The organism is Spinactinospora alkalitolerans (assembly GCF_013408795.1).
In the GTDB taxonomy this organism is placed as follows: domain Bacteria; phylum Actinomycetota; class Actinomycetes; order Streptosporangiales; family Streptosporangiaceae; genus Spinactinospora; species Spinactinospora alkalitolerans.
The window spans coordinates 4,321,672-4,339,909 of record NZ_JACCCC010000001.1 but is presented as its reverse complement, the minus strand read 5'-3'; the positions used below and the strand labels follow the sequence as shown (position 1 = coordinate 4,339,909).

The following is an 18,238-nucleotide window of genomic DNA, read 5'->3' as shown; positions in this document are numbered from 1 at the left end:
CCGCGCACCGGGGAGGAGCGATACCGCCCCACCTGCGGCGGGCGGCCGGCGCGGGGCGGGGGTAGACTGAAGTAGTTGAACTGATGTCCAAGTTTTTCCGGCCGTGTGCGGCCCCGTTCCCAGGAGAGTCCACGATGACGTGGTTGATGCTGATCGGCGCCATCCTCGCCGAGGTCACCGGGACGATCGCGCTCCGCTTCTCCGAGGGCTTCACCCGACCGGTGCCGTCACTGGTGACGGCCGTCGGCTACCTCGTCGCGTTCTACCTGCTCGCTCAGGTGCTCAAGCAGGGGATGAGCATCGGGGTGGCCTACGGGATCTGGGCGGCGCTCGGAGTCCTCCTGGTGGCGGTCATCGGCGCGCTCTTCCTCGGCGACACCCTGACCTGGGTCCAGGTCGGCGGCCTGGTCCTGGTCATCGCGGGCGTCGCCGCTCTGGAGATGGGGGGCGCACACTGAACCGGCACGAGGCCGGGCACACCGACGGCAGGCTGGCCCGAGGGCGGCGGCGCCGCTCCGAGCTCATCGCGGCCACGCTGCGCGTGGTCGAGCGCGACGGGGTCGCGGGCGTGACCCACCGCGCGGTCGCCAAGGAGGCCGGCGTCCCGGCCAGCTCGGCCACCTACTACTTCGCCACGCTCGACGACCTCCTCGTCGCGGCGCTCACCGCGGCCGCCGACGCCTACACCCGCCAGCTCCGCCGCATCGTCGAGGGCGGAACCGAGGACATCGACGGCATGACCGAGCTGATCGCCGAGGTCGGCGAGACCGGCCGCCGCCGGGTGCTGGCCGAGTACGAGCTGACCCTGCTCGCCGTGCGCCGCCCGGCCCTGCGGCCCATCGCTCGTCGCTGGATGGAGATGGTCGCCGACATGGCCCGCAGGCACACCGACGACCCGGTCGCCGTCCGCGCCACCGTCGCCGCAGCCGACGGCCTGTGCCTGCAGGCCCTGCTGGAGGAGCAGGCCGTCACCGCATCGGATGTGCGCGCCGTGCTGCGCCACGTGCTGCGGCTGGACTGATCGCCGGACCCGGATCGGCGCCTCGCCGACCCGCTGGAATGATGGTCCCCGCCATGACCCGAGACCGGCTGACCTTCCGCGCCCTGCGGGCGACCCTCTTCGCGGTCGTCTGCGCCGGAATGGCGCTGGCCGGGCACGTCATCGCCGGCGGGGCGGCGCCGGGCGGGACGCTCTTCGGCGCCGCCGTCGCCGGAACCGCGGCGGCGGCGCTGCCGTTCGCCGCCCGCCCGCGGTCCCGGGCCTGTCTCATCGCCGCTCTGCTGGCGGCGCAGGGGCTGCTGCACGCGCTGTTCGGTGCCGCGGCCTCCGGTGCGGCCCCGTCCGCGGACGGGTTCGCGCGGACGCTGGGCCACGCCTGCGCGTCCGGCCTGCTGACGGGCGACCTCCCCGGCATGGCCGTGGCGCACGCGTGGGCCGCGCTGGTCACCGGCTGGTGGCTGGCCGCGGGCGAGGACGCGCTGTGGGCCGTGCTGCACTGGCTGCGCGCCGCTCTGCTGCCGCCCCCGCCGGGCATCGGCGCGCACCCCGCCGCGCGGCCGCCGCGCAGGTACGGCCGCGGCCTGGTGCCGACGCCGCGGCTGCGCGTCCTGCGCCACGCCGTGTCCGGCCGCGCCCCGCCACCGGCGTTCTAGCCTCCCGAACCCCTTCTTCTCCGCGCCCGCGGCCGTGTCGCCCCGGGCGCCCCACCCACGTCCTGGAAGTTCCCATGCGCTTCAGTGTTCCGGTCGTCGGCGGGCTCGCCCTGCTGACGACCCTGGCGGCGTGCGCCGCACCGGCCGGACCGACCGGTGCGGGCGACGACTCGCCCTACAACGGCACCGAGATCGGCGGCACGTTCGAGCTGCCCGACATCACCCTCACCGACACCTCAGGGGAGGACTACAACCTCAGGGAGGACTCCGCGGGCAGCACCACCGCCGTGTTCTTCGGCTTCACCAACTGCCCCGACATCTGCCCCACCACGATGGCCGACATGGCCCAGGCCGTTCAGCTACTCGAACCCGAGCAGCGCGAAGGGGTCGACGTGGTCTTCGTGACCGCCGACCCCGATCGCGACGACACCGAAGTGCTGCGGATGTGGCTGGACTCCTTCGACTCCTCTTTCACCGGCCTCACCGGGGAGACCGCCGACATCGACTCCGCGGCCGAAGAACTCGCCGTCTCGATCGAGCGCCCTGAAGACCGTACCGGCAACTACCAGGTGGGCCACGGCAGCCAGACCCTGGTGTTCTCCCCGGAGGGGGAGTCCGAGCTCATGTGGCGCTACGGCACCGAGCCCGACGCGATCGCCGAGGACCTGCGCCTGCTGCTGGAGGAGGCCTGATGCCCGGATCGAGACCCGCTGCCGCCGGACGCGCCCCGGTGGTGGCCGCCGCACTGCTGGCGCTCGGGGCCCTGGCCGGCTGCGGCTCGGCGGACTCCGCGGAGCAGCCCGGTTCCGAGACCTCCGCCGCGACCTCCCCCGGCCCCGACATCGCCGTCGAGGGCGCGGCCGTGCGCGTGCCGGCCACCCCCGACGTGACGGCCGGGTACCTGGTGATCGACAACACCGGCGGTGCCGCCGACACGCTGACGGGCGTGCGCACCGACGCGGCCGCCGAAGTGCAGATCCACGACACCAGGGAGGAGGACGGCGTCATGATGATGGAGCGGCGGCGGGAGGTCGCCGTCCCCGCCGGGGAGACCGTGGAACTGCGCAGTGGAGGGACGCACCTGATGCTCATGGAGCCCGACGGGTTCGAGGCCGGCGACACGGTCGAGCTGACCCTGGTCTTCGAGACCTCGGGTGAGATCTCCGTCGAGGCCGCGGTCGAGGATCCGATGGGCGGCTCCACCGGTATGGACGGCCACCGCGGGCACGGCTGACCCTCCGGCCCCGCAGAGCGCGAGGGGCCACCGACTGCCCGGTCGATGGCCCCTCGGAGGACGCGGAGCGAGCCCGATGTACGCCCGGCGAAGGCCGGGGACCCGTCCGTGCGGCTCGGCGGGCACGGACTCATCGAGCTTCGACCGCCGAGTCTGCGGGGCGGGGTGGAACTTCCGAGGCGCGGACCCGCTGCGCCGTCGGCGCTGCGCGCACCGCGGCAGCCGACCCCCTGCACACCCGGCCGTCAAACACCGATCAGATGTCGTAGTAGAGCTCGAACTCGCGCGGGTGCGGGCGCAGCCGCAGGGAGTCGATCTCGACCGTGCGCTTGTAGTCGATGTAGTTGGCGAGCAGGTCCTCGGTGAAGACGCCGCCCTCCAGCAGGAACTCGTGGTCGGCCTCCAGGGCGTCCAGCGCCTCGTCCAGGGACGCCGGCACCTTCTCGATCGCGGTGGCCTCCTCGGGCGGGAGCTCGTAGAGGTCCTTGTCCATCGGCTCCGGCGGCTCGATCTTGTTCTTGATGCCGTCGATGCCGGCCATCAGCATGGCGGAGAAGGCCAGGTAGGGGTTTGCCGAGGGGTCCGGAACCCGGAACTCCAGGCGCTTGGCCTTGGGGTTGGAGCCGGTCAGCGGGATGCGGATGCAGGCGGAGCGGTTGCGCTGCGAGTACACCAGGTTGATCGGGGCCTCGTAGCCCGGCACCAGGCGGTGGTAGGAGTTCACCGTCGGGTTGGTGAAGGCGAGCAGCGCCGAGGCGTGCTTGAGCAGGCCGCCGATGTAGTAGCGCGCGGTGTCGGAGAGCTGGGCGTAGCCGGTCTCGTCGAAGAACAGCGGCTCGCCGTCCTTCCACAGGCTCTGGTGGCAGTGCATGCCCGAGCCGTTGTCGCCGAACAGCGGCTTCGGCATGAACGTCACGGTCTTGCCCGCGGCGTTGGCGACGTTCTTGACGATGTACTTGTAGAGCTGGACGCGGTCGGCCTCCTGCAGCAGTGTGCCGAACTCGATGCCGATCTCGGCCTGTCCGGCGGTGCCGACCTCGTGGTGCTGCAGCTCGACCGGCAGCCCGGCGTCGATCAGCGCGCGCACCATCCGGGAGCGCAGGTCGCTGTAGTGGTCGACCGGCTCGACCGGGAAGTAGCCGCCCTTGTAGCGGGGGCGGTAACCCAGGTTGCCGCCGTTGCGCGCCGCGCCGGTGTTCCAGGCGCCCTCGATGGAGTCGATCGAGTAGAAGCCGGTGTTGGCCTTCGTCTCGAACTGGACGTCGTCGAAGATGTAGAACTCGGCCTCAGGGCCGAAGAACGCGGTGTCGGCGATCCCGGTGCCCTTGAGGTAGGCCTCGGCCTTGCGCGCGACGTTGCGCGGGTCGCGGCTGTAGGACTCCAGCGTGAACGGGTCGTGCACGAAGAAGGTCATGTTCAGCGTCTTGAACTCGCGGAACGGATCCAGGACGGCGGTGCTGAAGTCGGGCAGCAGCAGCATGTCCGACTCGTGGATGGCCTGGAAGCCGCGGATCGACGACCCGTCGAACATCATGCCGTTGGCGAAGGTGTCCTCGTCGACGTTCTCCACCGGGAGGGTGATGTGGTTGACTCCACCGAAGAGATCGGTGAACCGTACGTCGAGGAATTGGACGCCCTCATCGCGAATATAGGTGAGGACCTCATCGGCGCTGCTGAACAAGACTTACCTCCGTGCAGGTATAAGAGGCGACGCGGGTAGGCCGTTCGCTTCGATGCGAACATCCGACCCCCGTCACCTCTTGACTACGCCGTCGACGCTAGGAGGGGTCCATTTCCGAGCCGTGTCCCCAATGTTTCGCCTATGTTACAGACCCTGTTCTCTTCCCTCTGACCTGAGGAATCAACCCCGTTCCGGTCAAGGTTGCGGTCAAGGCCCGTCGGCCCGCGGGGCCGGTCCCGGTGTGCCGGAGCGCCCCGGTAACGTGATGACCATGGGTAACGACGACGGCCGGGGCGGCCGCGGATCCGCCGACGGCGTGGACGACACCGGATTCGTCCACCGGGGCAACCGGCTCGGCCTGCCGGAGACGGGCAGCGGCTCGGTCCCCGGGATGGGGCGCCGGCTGGCGGCCATCTTCCTGGACTGGCTGCTCAGCCTCGCGGTGACCTACGCGCTCTTCGGCGCCGACACCTCCGCCGTCGCCAACATCACCCTCCTGGTCTTCGCGGTGAGCACCATCGGGCTGCTCACCCTGTTCGGCACCACCGTGGGCAAGCGCATGGTCGGCATCCGCATCGCCGCCACCGGCGAGCGCCCCGTCCCCTGGCCGGTCGCCATGGCCGTGCGCACCGTGCTGCTGTGCCTGGTGATCCCGGCCGTCATCTACGACCGCGACCAGCGCGGCCTGCACGACCGCGCGGCCGGCACCGTCACGCTGCGCTTCTAGACGTGTTGTTCGGAGAGCTGTGGCCGGAGTCCTCCGTTCACCACCGCATGACCTGGGGGAGGGCCGCCGTCAGCCCACCAGGTCACCAGCGGCTCAGCAGGGCCTGAAAACAGCACATCCAGGCTCTTCGCCCGGCCCGCGTCCGGGACCGGGTGCGGGGCCGTGCGGCGACTCGGGTCCCCGCCGATCCCACGACGAGGCCCCGCACGAAAGGGGCCTTTCGTGCGGGGCCTCGGCAGGCGAATGAGCCGGATCAGCGGTTCTGCGGCCGGGGGCCCTTCGGCATCTTCACGCCCTTGGGCATCGGCCCCTTGGGCATCTGCATGGCGGCCGGCAGCGCCTTGAGCCGGTAACGCAACTCGGCGACCTCGGCCTTGTCCAGGTTGCGGGGCAGCTTCAGCATCCGCTTCTGCAGGTCGGCGATTGCCACCTGGCCCTCGCCGTGACCGACCTGCACGTCGTAGATCGGGGTGGTGGCCACCCGCGCCACGCGCTTGCGCTCGGCGGCGATCAGGGGCTTGAGCCGCTGCGGGTCGCCCTCGCCGACCAGCACCACGCCCGGGCGGCCCACCGCGCGGTGCACGATGTCCATGTTGCGGTTGGCGTTCACACCGGCGTCGACGCTCCAGTCGCCGCGCATGTTCTCCAGCACCGCCATGCCCGCGCCCAACTGGCCGTCGAGCATCTTGTACTGGATCCGCTGCGCGCTGCGGGTGAAGACGATGAAACCGACCAGGAAGGCCACCGGAACGCCGAGCAGCAGCCAGTACAGCCAACTGCCGGTGAGGAAGCCGCCCAGGACGGCCAGCGCCAGCACCACCAGGGCGACCCCGACCGCGATCGGGATGCTCTTCGGGCTCTGCTGCCGCACGACCTTGGCGACCATGCCGATCTGCTTGAACCTGCCGGGAGGCTTCTCAGCGCCGCCCTTGCCCTTGGCGCCGGCCGCCGGGCTGTTCTGGGTGTCCTTGGGCTTCTTCGCCATACCCCAAGGATATGGCCAATGGCGGAGCATACGTGAAACGGCAGCCCGAGGCCGCCGTTTCAGGTTGATTACGTTGCCCGCGGGCCGGCCGCGGGCCCTTTTCAGCTCCCGGTCGGGACCGCGGCCTCGCGCTTGGCCACCGCCTGCTTGTACAGCCGGCCGGCGCGGTAGGAGGAGCGCACCAGCGGACCCGACATCACCCCGGCGAAGCCGATCTCCTCGGCCTCCTCGCTCAGCTCCACGAACTCCTCCGGCTTGACCCACCGGTCGATCGGGTGGTGCAGCTTGGAGGGGCGCAGGTACTGGGTGATGGTCAGCAGGTCGCAGCCCGCCTCGTGCAGGTCGCGCATCGCCTGGCTGATCTCCTCGCGGTTCTCGCCCATGCCCAGGATGAGGTTGGACTTGGTGACCAGTCCGTCCTCGCGGGCCTTGGTGATGACGTCGAGGGAGCGCTCGTAGCGGAAGCCGGGGCGGATGCGCTTGAAGATCCGCGGGACGGTCTCGATGTTGTGCGCGAGCACCTCCGGCCGGGACCCGAAGACCTCGGCGAGCTGCGCGGGGTCGGCGTTGAAGTCCGGGATCAGCAGCTCGACGCCGGTGCCGGGGTTGAGCTCGTGGATCTTGCGGACGGTCTCGGCGTAGAGCCAGGCGCCGCCGTCGTCGAGGTCGTCGCGGGCGACGCCGGTGACCGTGGCGTACCTCAGCTCCATCGTGCGGACCGACTCGGCGACCTTGAGCGGCTCACGGCGGTCCAGCGCGGACGGCTTGCCCGTGGCGATCTGGCAGAAGTCGCAGCGCCGGGTGCACTGGTCGCCGCCGATGAGGAAGGTGGCCTCGCGGTCCTCCCAGCACTCGTAGATGTTGGGGCACCCGGCCTCCTGGCACACCGTGTGCAGGCCCTCGCGGCGGACCAGCGAGTGCAGCTCGGTGTACTCCGGGCCCATCTTCGCCTTGATCTTGATCCACGGCGGCTTCTTCTCGATGGGGGTCTCGCTGTTGCGGGCCTCGATCCGCAGCAGCTTGCGGCCCTCAGGAGCGATGGTCAACGCTGACCCCTTCCTTCCTGTCATCCCTTGTGGGGAGTGTCGTTCGACTCGGTGAACAGGCCATCAGGCATCGATGAGCTCGGGGAGCCCTGGCAGCTCGGGGACGCCCTCGACGCGGCTGTGCGCCCGCGCGCCGAGCACATCGGCCAGGTGCCGCTCGACGAGAGGCAGCACGTCGGCCGCGCCGACGTCGCGCCCCAGCTCCCGGGACAGCGAGGTCACCCCGGCGTCGGTGATCCCGCACGGCACGATCCGGTCGAACCACGACAGGTCATTGTCGCAGTTCAGCGCGAACCCGTGCATGCCGACGCCGCGGGCGATACGGCAGCCGATCGCCGCGATCTTGCGCTCGGTCAGGCCGCGGGCGGGGTCGGCGTCGAGCCACACGCCGGTGCGGCCCTCGACCCGCTCGCCCGAGAGGCCGAACTCGGCGATCGTCCGGATGATCGCCTCCTCCAGCATCCGGACGTAGGCGATGACGTCGATCGGGTCGGAGAGCCTGACGATGGGGTAGACGGTGAGCTGACCGGGACCGTGCCAGGTGATCTTGCCGCCGCGGTCGATGTCGACGACGGGGGCGCCGGGGTCGGTCAGCGGCCGGTCGGCCTTGCCGGTGCGCTTTCCCGCGGTGTAGACCGGTTCGTGCTCCAGCATGATCACGGTGTCGGGGATCTGGTCTGCGACGCGGCGCTCGTGGAGCCGCCGCTGGAGCTCCCAGCCCTCCTCGTAGGGAACCGGAGCCTCGCCCAACCAGGCGTAAACGAGTTCACTCTCACTCACACATCCCACCTTACGCCCGGCGGTGACCGTCCAGGATGCCGGATATCGCACTGTGGACATCCCCGTGCCGGAAGGAATAACCGGCCGCCAGCAGGCGTTGCGGCACCGCTCGCTGACTCACCAGGGCCGCCTCGTCGGCGAAGCCGCCGAGCGCGGCGCGCATCGCGAACCCCGGTACGGCGAACACCGCCGGACGGCCCAGCGCGCGGCCGAGGGCCGCGGTGTAGTCGGCGTTGCGCACCGGCGCCGGCGCGCTCAGGTTGACCGGCCCGGTGATGTCGGGCCGCTCCAGCAGGAAGCGGATGGCCGCCACCTGGTCGGCCAGCCCGATCCAGCTCATGTACTGCCGGCCGTCTCCCAGCCGGCCGCCCAGGCCGGCCCTGAAGAGGGGCAGCACGGTCCCCAGCAGGCCGCCCGAGCGGGCCAGCACCACGCCCGTGCGCAGGTGCGCCACTGAGACCCCGGCCCGCTCGGCGGGTTCGGTGGCCGCCTCCCACTCGGCCACGAGATCGGCCAGGAAACCGGTCCCGCGTGGCCCTTCCTCGGTGGTGACGGTGGTCCCGGTGTCGCCGTAGAAGCCGATCCCCGACCCCGACAGCAGCCGTGCGGGGGGAGTCTCCATCGAGGCCAGGCGCGCGGCCAGCGTGCGCGTGCCCAGGATCCGGCTGTCGCGGATCCTGCGCTTGTGGCGCCTCGTCCAGCGCGCCGGGCCGATGGGCGCCCCGGCCAGGTGCACCACCGCCTCCGTCCCGGCCATCCGGGCGAGGTCGACCCGTCCGCGCTCCGGCTCCCATTCGACCTCGGCCATGGTGCGCGCGGGGCGGCGCACCAGGTGCAGGACGTCGTGCCCGTCGTCGGTCAGGGACCGGCTCAGCGCCGTCCCGATGAGACCGGAGGCTCCCGTGATCGCGATTCTCATGACGAGGGCCTACCCGTGCGCCCGAGGCTCATCCGCCGCCCGGGACGCGGTCGGCGCGGTCGGCGCGGACGGGGACGGCGGAGCGGCGGTGGAACGGAAGCGGCACCGGTTTCGCGGAATCGCTGCGTCCCCGACCACCGATGCCTTACGGTGGGTATCGGCGGATGCGCCCGGGGTCACCACTGGTGCCGGGTCGTCGCCCGTCCTTCGCGAAAGGAGCCTCGGCCCCGGTGATGGGGATCGCCGGGCGAGGGTGGTGGGATGAGGAAAGCGGGGCGGTACCCGATCGGTACCGCCCCGCTGCCGCGTCGTGCGGCCGCGCCGCGCCGGGCCGTCAGGCCAGGCCGAGTTCGGCCTCGAAGGAGCCCTCTTCCAGCCGCTCCTTGATGTCGTTCAGGAAGCGGGCGGCGTCGGCGCCGTCGATGAGGCGGTGGTCGTAGCTCAGCGACAGGTAGGCCATCGAGCGGACCGTGATGACCTCGCCCAACTGCGGGTCGTCCACGACGACCGGCCGCTTGACGACGGTGCCGGTGCCCAGGACGCCCACCTGCGGCTGGTTGATGATCGGCGTCTCGAAGAGCGCGCCGTCGCTGCCGGTGTCGGTCAGCGTGAACGTGCCGCCGCTCAGCTCGTCGGGGTTGAGGCCGCCGGTGTGCGCGCGCTCGACGAGGTCGGCCAGCTTGCGGGCCAGGCCGCCGAGGTTGAGGTCGCCCGCGTCCTTGATGACCGGGGCCAGCATGCCGCGCTCGGTGTCGACCGAGACGCCCAGGTTCTCGATGCTGTGGTAGGTCACCTCCTGCTTCGCGCTGTCGATGACGGCGTTGAGCTTGGGGTGCGCCTTCAGCGCCTCGATCGTGGCCAGGGCGAAGAACGGGAAGAACGACAGCTCGACGCCCTCGCGGGCCTCGAACTGCTCGGCGGCGAGCCCGCGCAGCCGGGCGATCTTGGTGACGTCGGCCTCGACCACCTGCGTGAGCTGCGCCGAGGTGTGCAGCGACTCCACCATCTGCTCGGCGATGGTCTGGCGCAGCCGCGACATCTTCTCGGTACGCCCGCGCAGGGTCGTGTCGGCCGCCACCGGGCGCCGCGCCGGAGCGGCGGGGGCGGGCTGAGCGGCCGCGCGCTGCTCGCGCTGCTTGCGGGCGGCCTCCTGGACGTCCTGCTTGCGGATGCGGCCGCCCACGCCGGTGCCCTCGACGGTGCCGAGGTCGACGCCCTGCTCCGCGGCGAGCTTGCGCACCAGCGGGGTGACGTAGGCCTCGGGGGCGCCGGCGGTGTCGGCGTCGGCGTCGGTTCCGGAGGACCGCCCGGTGCCGCTCAGCGTCTCGACGTCGACCGGCGGGGTGGAGTCCTCGCGGCTGGCGCGGGGCTGCGGCGCGGGCCGCGGCTCCTCGGGCGCCTGCGGTCGCGGTTCGGGCTCGGGGCGGGCCTGCGGCGCAGGGGCGGGCTCGGCCTTCGGCTCCGGTTCGGGCTCCGGCTCCGGTTCGGGCTCGGGCTCCGGCCGGGGCTCGGGTTCGGGCTGCGCCTCCTCGGCCGGGGGCGCGCTCTCCTGCGCCGGGGCCTCGCCGCCCTCGCCGATGACCGCGATATCGGCGCCGATCTCGACCGTCTCGTCCTCGGCGACGAGGATCTTGGTCAGGACACCGGCGACCGGCGACGGGATCTCGGTGTCGACCTTGTCGGTCGAGACCTCAAGGAGGGGCTCGTCGACCTCGACGGAGTCGCCCTCCTTCTTGAGCCATTGGGTGACGGTGCCCTCGGAGACGCTTTCGCCCAGAGCGGGCATTGAAACGGAAGTCGGCATGGGGTCCTCTTAGCTGAACTGGCGGAACGCGGAGCAGGCGGCGCGGGCGGGACCGGCCCGCCCGCGCCGCCCGCATCAGTCGTGGACGTGCAGCGGCTTGCCGGCGAGGGCGAGGTGCGCCTCGCCCAGCGCCTCCGACTGGGTCGGGTGCGGGTGGATGAGCTGCGCGACCTCCGAGGGCAGCGCCTCCCAGTTGTAGATGAGCTGCCCCTCGGCGACGAGCTCGCCGACGCGGCTGCCCACCATGTGCACGCCGAGCACCGGGCCGTCCTTCTCGGCGATGACCTTCACCGCGCCCTGCGTCTGCAGGATCTGGCTCTTGCCGTTGCCGCCGAGGTTGTAGTTCATCTCCACGACGTCGTAGCCGCGCTCCTTGGCGACCTCGGAGGTGATGCCCACGGAGGCGACCTCGGGCTCGCAGTAGGTGACCCTGGGGACGCCGTCGTAGTCGACGCCGACCGGGTTGAGTCCGGCGATCTGCTCGGCCACGAAGATGCCCTCGGCGAAACCGACGTGCGCCAGTTGCAGGGTCGGGATGAGGTCGCCCACGGCGTAGATGTTGCCGACGCCGGTGTGCAGGTTCTCGTCGACCTTGACGAAGCCGCGCTCCATCTGGACGCCGGCCTCCTCGTAGCCCAGGCCCTCCGAGACCGGGCCGCGGCCGACGGCCACCAGCAGCAGCTCGGCGTCCAGGGACTTGCCGTTCTGCAGCGTGAGCGTGACGCCGGAGTCGGTGGTCTTGACGCTCTCGAACGGGGTGCCCAGCTCGTACTTGATGCCGCGCTTGCGGAACGCGCGCTCCAGCAGCTTGGAGCTGGACTCCTCCTCGACCGGGACGAGGTGGGGCAGCGCCTCCACGATGGCGACCTCGGCGCCGTAGGAGCGCCACACGCTGGCGAACTCCACGCCGATGACGCCGCCGCCGAGCACGATGACGGACTCGGGCACCCGGTCCAGCTTGAGCGCGTCGTCGCTGGAGATGATCTTCTCGCCGTCCAGCTCCAGGCCCGGCAGCGTCTTCGGCTTGGAGCCGGTGGCCAGCAGGATGTTGCGGCCCTCGTAGACGGTGCCGCCGACGGTCACCTGGTTCTCGCCGGTGAGCCTGCCCTCGCCCTCGACGACGGTGATGCCGCGGCTCTTGACCAGCCCGGTGAGCCCGCGGTACAGGCCTCCGACCACCTTGTCCTTGTACTTGTGGACCGCCTCCATGTCGATCCCGTCGAAGCTCGCCTTGACTCCGAAGGTCTCGCTGTCCCGGGCGCTGTCGGCGACCTCGGCGGAGTGCAGCAGGGCCTTGGTGGGGATGCAGCCGTTGTGCAGGCAGGTGCCGCCGAGCTTGCCTTTCTCGATCAGAACGACGCTCATGTCGAGTTCGGAGGCGCGCAGCGCGGCCGCGTAGCCGCCGCTGCCGCCGCCCAGGACGACGAGGTCGAAGGTGCCGCCGCTCTCACTCACGGGAAGGACACTCCTTGGTTCGGAATTAGCCGTGTTCGTCTTGGTCAGACGGTCCGCGCGGCCGGGAGCGACGTGTGCGCCCGGCCGCCGTTCCTATTCAGTTCTTGGCGTTCGCCTCGGCGATGCGCACCAGGGTGCGCGTCGCCGAACCGGTGCCGCCCTTGGGGGTGTAGCCGTACGGCTGGCCCTGGTTGAAGGCCGGCCCGGCGATGTCCAGGTGGGCCCACCGGACCCCGTCGGCCACGAACTCCTTGAGGAACACCCCGGCGCTGAGCATGCCGCCCCAGCGCTCCCCGGCGACGTTGGCGATGTCGGCGACGGAGGAGTCCAGCCCCTTGCGCAGCTCCTCGGGCAGCGGCATCGGCCAGGCGGCCTCGCCGGCCAGCCCGGCCGCGGCGACCACGTTCTCGCGGACTTCGTCGTCGTTGGCCATCACGGCGAACACCCGGGTGCCCAGCGCGACGAGCTGGGCGCCGGTGAGCGTGGCGACGTCGACGATGAGGTCGGGCCCGTCCTCGTGGGCGCGGACGATGGCGTCGGCCATCACCAGGCGGCCCTCGGCATCGGTGTTGAGCACCTCGACCGTCTTCCCGCCGTAGATGGTGAGGACGTCGGAGGGGCGTTGGGCCGTGCCGCTGGGCATGTTCTCGGCGATGGGGAGGTAGCCGACCACGTTGACCACGGGCTTGAGTCCGGCGATGGCGCGCATGGCGCCCAGGACCGCGGCCGCGCCGCCCATGTCGGACTTCATCCAGTCCATGGACCCGGCCGGCTTCAGGGACAGGCCGCCGGAGTCGAAGGTGATGCCCTTGCCGACGAACGCGATGGTCGTCTCGGCCTCGGGGTGGGAGTAGGCGAGGCGGACCAGGCGCGGCGGGTTCTCCGAGCCCTGGCCGACGCCGACGATGCCGCCGTAGCCGCCGTCGCCGAGGGCGTGCTCGTCCAGCGTCTCGATCTCCAGGCCGGTGTCGCGGGCGACCTGCTCGGCGACGCCGGCGAGGTCCTCGGGGTTCAGGTCGGCGGGGGAGGTGTTGACGAGGTCGCGGGCGAGGTTGACCGATCCGGCGAGGACCTCGGCGCGCGCGGCCGCTTCGGCCGCGCCGTCGGCGGAGGAGACCAGCAGCAGCGACTCGGTCCGCTGCGGCTCCTCCCCGCCGGTGCGGTAGCGGTCGAAGGAGTAGGCGCCCAGCAGCGCGCCGATGGCTGCGGCCCCGGCCTGCCCGGCGGAGCCGGCCGGCAGCGCCAGCGCGACGCGGGCCTTGCCCTCGCAGGCGCGCAGCGCGGCGCCCGCAGCGCGGGACAGCAGGTCGGGATCGATCTCACCGCCGTCGCTCGGCGCGTCGTCCAAGCCGACCGCGACCACCACCGGGGCCTTGAGGGCGCCCAGCGTGGGGACGACGCGCACCTCCTCGGGGGCTCCGCCCGCGCCCAGGAGCGCCAGGGTCCGGCCGAGGCCGCCGGCGAAGGCGGCGTCGACGTCGTGAGCGCCCGACGCGGGCTCCGGGCCATCGGCTCCGGAGTGGTAGCCGACGACTACCGCGTCGGCGTCGAGCGAACTGGGGGATTCCGTAATGACTGACAGCGACGTGCTCACGTTGTCGATGCTAGTCCTTGTGGCGTGCGACCGGGCACGCGACTCTCAGAGACCGGCAGAGACCCGGCGGAGACCGGGCCTGCTCGACGCCGCGCCGCAGCGGCCGGTCCGAGAACCGGCGGACGTGCGCAACCCGGTAAGAACACGTTTTCTCCAGATCCGTTGCCCCGGTCTCCCCGCCCTCCGGGTCCTATGTGAAGAAATGTGACGATGGCGACAGGGGGCGCCGTCCGCGAGGGTTCCCTCCCCGGCCGCAAGGGGCGGTAAGGCCCGCCCCAGGAGAGGTGGAAGAGGCCTTGACTCCAGGGGGTCGTGAAGGCCGGCCCCAGGAGGGAGGGCGTGCGAGAGGACCGTCCGGTCACCGCGGGCTCCGTCCTTGGGCTGAGGTTCACCCCGTTGGCCGGGGACATCGGGCGCGCCAACCGGTCACTGCAGCGCCGCCGCCACCAGCAGGGTCGTCGTCGTGGCGGTCTCGGCCAGTGCGCCAAGGACGTCGCCGGTGATCCCGCCCAGGCGGCGCGTCGCGTGCCACAGCATCGCACCCGCCGCCGCCAGGCCGGCCAGGACCGCGATCGCGTGGCCCGCGCCGGCGAAGCCGGCCGGCAGCACCACCGTCGCTGTGGCCGCGACCGCGGCCCAGCGCGGCACCGTCCCGGCCACGAGCGCGCCCAGCCCCTCCGGGCGGGCCGCGGGAACGCCCCGAGCGCAGGCCCAGGTGATGGCCAGCCGGCCGGCCGACACGGCGGCGACCAGGCCGACCAGCACCGCCGCCGCCCCGTGCCCGGCCGACTGCGCCAGCGCCAGCACCTGCAGCAGCACCGTCAGCACCAGCGTGAGCACGCCGAACGGGCCGATGTCGGAGCGTTTCATGACCTCCAGCGCCCCCTCGGCGGGGCGGGCGCTGCCCAGGCCGTCGGCGAGGTCGGCCAGTCCGTCCAGGTGCAGGCCCCGGGTGAGCAGCGCCAGGGCGCCCACGGCCAGCGCCGCGGCCGGTGTCGCGGACAGCCCCGACGCGGCGGCGGCAGCGAACACCAGCCAGCCCAGCAGCCCCAGCAGCAGTCCGGCCAGCGGCGCCAGCGCCATCGCCCATCCCGCCACGGCGCGGTCCACGCGCTCCACCCGCACGGGCAGGACCGTCAGCGTCCCCAGCGCCATGCGCAGTCCGGCGAGGGCGTCGGAGAGCACGGTCACGGCAGTTGCAGGACGCGCCCGGCCGTGGCCAGCACGACCTCCTCGGACTCGGCCGACAGCATCTGGTTGAGCCGGCCCAGCCAGTCGCGGAACAGCCCGCCGCTCACCGTTCCCGGCACCACGCCGGAGCCGACCTCGTTGGTCACCGCCACGATGCGCGCCGGGCAGGTCCGCCACGCCTCGACCAGCCGGGCGGCCTCGGCCCACACGGCCTCCTCGGCGCCGGCCGGCGGATCGTCGCGCCACATCCCGCGGTCCTCCATGACGCCGGCCAGCCAGGTCCCCACGCAGTCGAACAGCACCGCGCCCCGCGCCCGGCCCAGGACGCAGGCCACGTCCAGGGTCTCCTCGGTCCGCCACCACCACGGGCGCCGCCCCTGGTGGGCGGCGACGCGCCGGGCCCACGACTCGTCGCCCTCGGGCTTGGGGCCGGTCGCGACGTAGGTGACCTCCGGGTCGCCGAGCAGCCGCCGCTCGGCCTCGGTGGACTTGCCCGAGCGCGCGCCGCCGGTGACGAGTACGCGGTGCGGCCCGACGATCCGCTCCGGCGGCCACGCCGACGGCGGGCACGCCAGCTCCTGGCCGTCGGAGGGGGCGAGCGCGCCCCACAGCCGGGCGCGGCGCGCGAACTCGTCGGGGGAGTGCACCCGGTGGTCGCCGCCCACCGCGACGACGGCCGTGGTGGCGCCCACGACCCCGGCCCGCCGCAGCGCGCCGATCGCACCGGGGGACTCGACGACGTCGACGATGGCGAGGTCGACCCGCTGGTGCGGGACGGGGGAGTCCGCGCCGGGGTCCACCGGCGGATCGGCGGAGGCGCCGGGCGATGCGTGCAGCAGCCGCCCGCCGTCCGGGGCCTCCAGGCGGATGCCGTAGGGGGTGTCGGTGAGGCGGTAGCCCGCGGGCGTCCGCGGCGGCGCCCCGCCGCCCGGCACGGGCAGCGCGAACGCATCGTCGACGGTCACCCGGACCGGCAGCCGCCGGTTCCGCGCCGCGAGGTTGCACGAGGCGCAGCGGCAGTTGGGGGCCGGCCAGCCGGCGGGACCCGCCGTCCCCGAGAGTCGGATACGCACGCCCGCCAGTTAACAGCATCCCCGGACCCCCTGCCGTAGGCTCGACCCGACCGAGCCGGGCTGTGACGGAGGTAATCGATGGCGTGGAGCTGGCGGTACGAGACGGCCGAGGGAACGGTCCTGCAGGACGAGTCGCTGCCGGGGGAGCTGTTCCCCTCCCGGGGCGACGCCGAGAGCTGGCTGGGGGAGACCTGGCAGGAGCTCCGCGAGGCCGGTGCGGAGCGGGTGACGCTGCTGGAGGAGGACCACGCGGTGTACTCCATGAGCCTGGCCGACCCGGACTGACCCGGCCCGGGGCGCGCGAAAGGGGGTGCGGCCCGCGCGGGGCGGCACCCCCTCGTCACGTCCGCGGAGGCGCTACGGCCGCTCCTTCGGGCTGACCGTCAGGGCGGGGTCGCGCTGGACGGAGTCGCCGAGGACCTCGTCGACGCGGCGCAGCAGGTCGGCGTCGAGCTTGACGCCCGCGGCCTTGACGTTGTCGCGGACCTGCTCCGGGCGCGAGGCCCCGATGATGGCCGAGGACACGTTCGGGTTCTGCAGCACCCACGCGATCGCCAGTTGGGCGAGGTTCAACCCGGCCTCCTCGGCGAGCGGGGCCAGGCCCTGGACCCGCTGGAGCAGCTCCTCGTTGTCGAGGAAGCGCTGGATGAAGCCGGCGCCGCTCTTCTCGTCGGTGGCGCGGGAGCCGGCCGGCGGAGCCTGGCCGGGCTTGTACTTGCCGGTCAGCACGCCCTGGGCGATCGGGGACCAGACGACCTGGCCGAGGCCCTCGCGCTCGCACACCGGCACGACCTCGGACTCGATGACCCGCCACAGCATGTTGTACTGCGGCTGGTTGGAGACGATCCGGTCCAGGCCCATCTCGTCGGCGAGCTTGAGCGCGCGCTCGATCTCCTCGGCCCGCCACTCCGAGACGCCGATGTAGAGCACCTTGCCCTGGCGGACCAGGTCGTCGAAGGCGCGCAGCGTCTCCTCCAGCGGCGTGCTGTAGTCGAAGCGGTGCGCCTGGTACAGGTCGAGGTAGTCGGTGCCCAGCCGGCGCAGGGAGGCCTCCACCCCGCGCACGATGTGCTTGCGGGACAGCCCGCGGTCGTTCCTGCTCCGCCCCATCGGCCAGAAGACCTTGGAGAAGACCTCCAGGCCGTCGCGGCGCTCGCCCTTCAGCGCCCGCCCCAGCACCTCCTCCGCCCGGCCCTGGGCGTAGACGTCGGCGGTGTCGAACGTGGTGACGCCCTCGTCCAGCGCCGCGCGCACGCACGCGACCGCCGCGTCCTCCTCGACCTGGGAGCCGTGGGTGATCCAATTGCCGTAGGAGATCTCGCTGACGACGAGACCACTGCTGCCAAGATGACGGAATTCCATGTTCCGAGCCTAGTGCGCCGACCGGCCGCGCTCCGGCGGCAGGGGCGGCGGTCTAGCGGCGGGGCAGCGCGATCGCGTCGCCCGGCTTGACCCGCGGCTTGGGCAGGCGCAGCTTGCGGATCTGCAACTGGCGCATTGCCGCGTACATGCCGGCGCCGCGCACGGACTCGTCCGGGAAGTGCTCCTGGCCCAGCCTCTTGACCTTGCGGGCGGTGAAGAAGCCCTCGACCACGATGGTGACGATCATCAGCGGCCACACGAAGGTGGTGACGGCCATCTGCACCTCGGGCATCGGCAGGAACAGCACCACGATGATCGCCAGCGAGAAGTACAGGAAGAACTCGCTGGCGCTGCGGCGGGAGTCGACGTAGTCGCGCGCCATGGCCCGCACCGGGCCTCGGTCCTGCGGGCGGAAGTAGCGCTCGTCGCCCTTGGCGTAGCCCTCGCGCTCGCGCTGCAACTGGCGGCGCTGCCGCTGCCGGTATTGCTTATAGGCTTCCTTCCGGTTCTGCGGCGCCTTGAGGGGCCGCCGAAGATCCTTGGCGGCCTCGTTGCGTTTCGGGGTAGGAGCCCCCTTTTTGGGGGTATGCCCCTTGCGTTGGGCGGTCTCAGTAGCCTCAGAACTGACAGAGCTGGTCATGGCCTGCTCTTCGGATGCGGGAGCGGAGCGACGTCGGAACACTCCTTCAGAGTAACCGGTTCGAGCTTCATGGCGACCCCTTGCCATAGCGCGT

Annotated in this window: 19 protein-coding genes; 7 read left to right on the top strand and 12 right to left on the bottom strand. The window is 72.2% G+C overall.

The features are described 5' to 3' along the window. The first annotated feature begins 134 nt into the window (after positions 1–134). The 5 genes from HDA32_RS19265 to HDA32_RS19245 all read left to right on the top strand — a co-directional run bounded on the left by HDA32_RS19265 (position 135) and on the right by HDA32_RS19245 (position 2,887). Positions 135–458 carry a DMT family transporter gene (locus HDA32_RS19265; protein WP_179646797.1) on the top strand — a complete coding sequence of 108 codons (324 nt, stop codon included), beginning with the start codon at positions 135–137 and terminating at the stop codon, positions 456–458. Next, a complete protein-coding gene (locus tag HDA32_RS19260) occupies positions 455–1,021 on the top strand; it encodes a TetR/AcrR family transcriptional regulator (RefSeq protein ID WP_179646796.1) in 567 nt (188 codons plus the stop codon). Before HDA32_RS19265 ends, HDA32_RS19260 begins: the two co-directional genes overlap by 4 nt. A gap of 53 nt (positions 1,022–1,074) precedes the next feature. After that, entirely contained in the window at positions 1,075–1,653 is a 579-nt protein-coding gene (locus tag HDA32_RS19255; protein WP_179644549.1) for a hypothetical protein, read from the top strand. A gap of 74 nt (positions 1,654–1,727) precedes the next feature. Beyond that, the gene (locus tag HDA32_RS19250) at positions 1,728–2,345 is read left to right on the top strand and encodes an SCO family protein (protein WP_179644548.1); all 618 of its coding nucleotides are present in this window, start codon (positions 1,728–1,730) and stop codon (positions 2,343–2,345) included. Next, on the top strand, positions 2,345–2,887 hold the full coding sequence (locus tag HDA32_RS19245) for a copper chaperone PCu(A)C (RefSeq protein WP_179644547.1): 543 nt from the start codon (positions 2,345–2,347) through the stop codon (positions 2,885–2,887). The genes HDA32_RS19250 and HDA32_RS19245 overlap by 1 nt, the downstream gene beginning before the upstream one ends. A 256-nt stretch (positions 2,888–3,143) precedes the next feature. On the opposite strand, the gene glnA is transcribed toward HDA32_RS19245, so the two are convergent. Continuing rightward, entirely contained in the window at positions 3,144–4,568 is a 1,425-nt protein-coding gene (glnA, locus tag HDA32_RS19240) for a type I glutamate--ammonia ligase (protein ID WP_179644546.1), read from the bottom strand. 271 nt (positions 4,569–4,839) lie between these two features. On the opposite strand from glnA, the gene HDA32_RS19235 reads away from it, so the two are divergent. Continuing rightward, complete coding sequence (locus tag HDA32_RS19235; RefSeq protein WP_179644545.1) at positions 4,840–5,295, top strand: RDD family protein; 456 nt, start codon at positions 4,840–4,842, stop codon at positions 5,293–5,295. 253 nt (positions 5,296–5,548) lie between these two features. Here HDA32_RS19235 and HDA32_RS19230 read toward each other — a convergent pair whose 3' ends face one another. From HDA32_RS19230 to HDA32_RS19190, 9 genes are all read right to left on the bottom strand, one after another. Next, a complete protein-coding gene (locus HDA32_RS19230; RefSeq protein ID WP_179644544.1) occupies positions 5,549–6,280 on the bottom strand; it encodes a DUF4191 domain-containing protein in 732 nt (243 codons plus the stop codon). Between the two features lie 101 nt (positions 6,281–6,381). Then, positions 6,382–7,326, bottom strand: coding sequence for a lipoyl synthase (lipA, locus tag HDA32_RS19225; protein WP_179644543.1), 945 nt, complete (start codon positions 7,324–7,326; stop codon positions 6,382–6,384). A 63-nt stretch (positions 7,327–7,389) separates the two neighbouring features. After that, positions 7,390–8,106, bottom strand: a complete 717-nt coding sequence (gene lipB / locus HDA32_RS19220) for a lipoyl(octanoyl) transferase LipB (protein ID WP_312863242.1) — start codon at positions 8,104–8,106, stop codon at positions 7,390–7,392. Between the two features lie 10 nt (positions 8,107–8,116). Further along, positions 8,117–9,025 (bottom strand): TIGR01777 family oxidoreductase, encoded by a 909-nt coding sequence (locus tag HDA32_RS19215; protein WP_179644541.1) that lies wholly within the window; start codon positions 9,023–9,025, stop codon positions 8,117–8,119. Between the two features lie 334 nt (positions 9,026–9,359). Further along, positions 9,360–10,811 carry a 2-oxoglutarate dehydrogenase, E2 component, dihydrolipoamide succinyltransferase gene (sucB, locus tag HDA32_RS19210; RefSeq protein ID WP_179646795.1) on the bottom strand — a complete coding sequence of 484 codons (1,452 nt, stop codon included), beginning with the start codon at positions 10,809–10,811 and terminating at the stop codon, positions 9,360–9,362. A 93-nt stretch (positions 10,812–10,904) separates the two neighbouring features. After that, entirely contained in the window at positions 10,905–12,284 is a 1,380-nt protein-coding gene (lpdA, locus tag HDA32_RS19205) for a dihydrolipoyl dehydrogenase (protein WP_179644540.1), read from the bottom strand. 97 nt (positions 12,285–12,381) lie between these two features. Next, on the bottom strand, positions 12,382–13,878 hold the full coding sequence (locus tag HDA32_RS19200) for a leucyl aminopeptidase (RefSeq protein WP_179644539.1): 1,497 nt from the start codon (positions 13,876–13,878) through the stop codon (positions 12,382–12,384). A 426-nt stretch (positions 13,879–14,304) separates the two neighbouring features. Continuing rightward, on the bottom strand, positions 14,305–15,033 hold the full coding sequence (locus HDA32_RS19195) for an adenosylcobinamide-GDP ribazoletransferase (protein ID WP_179646794.1): 729 nt from the start codon (positions 15,031–15,033) through the stop codon (positions 14,305–14,307). Positions 15,034–15,065: 32 nt separating this feature from the next. Beyond that, positions 15,066–16,034 carry a bifunctional adenosylcobinamide kinase/adenosylcobinamide-phosphate guanylyltransferase gene (locus HDA32_RS19190; protein WP_376767021.1) on the bottom strand — a complete coding sequence of 323 codons (969 nt, stop codon included), beginning with the start codon at positions 16,032–16,034 and terminating at the stop codon, positions 15,066–15,068. A gap of 186 nt (positions 16,035–16,220) precedes the next feature. On the opposite strand from HDA32_RS19190, the gene HDA32_RS19185 reads away from it, so the two are divergent. Beyond that, a complete protein-coding gene (locus HDA32_RS19185; RefSeq protein WP_179644537.1) occupies positions 16,221–16,427 on the top strand; it encodes a hypothetical protein in 207 nt (68 codons plus the stop codon). A 72-nt stretch (positions 16,428–16,499) separates the two neighbouring features. On the opposite strand, the gene HDA32_RS19180 is transcribed toward HDA32_RS19185, so the two are convergent. Together HDA32_RS19180 and HDA32_RS19175 are read right to left on the bottom strand one after the other, a co-directional pair. After that, positions 16,500–17,504: an aldo/keto reductase family protein gene (locus HDA32_RS19180; protein WP_179644536.1), complete on the bottom strand. Its 1,005-nt coding sequence runs from the start codon at positions 17,502–17,504 to the stop codon at positions 16,500–16,502. A 52-nt stretch (positions 17,505–17,556) separates the two neighbouring features. After that, a complete protein-coding gene (locus HDA32_RS19175) occupies positions 17,557–18,144 on the bottom strand; it encodes a DUF3043 domain-containing protein (RefSeq protein ID WP_179644535.1) in 588 nt (195 codons plus the stop codon). Positions 18,145–18,238 lie beyond the last annotated feature (94 nt).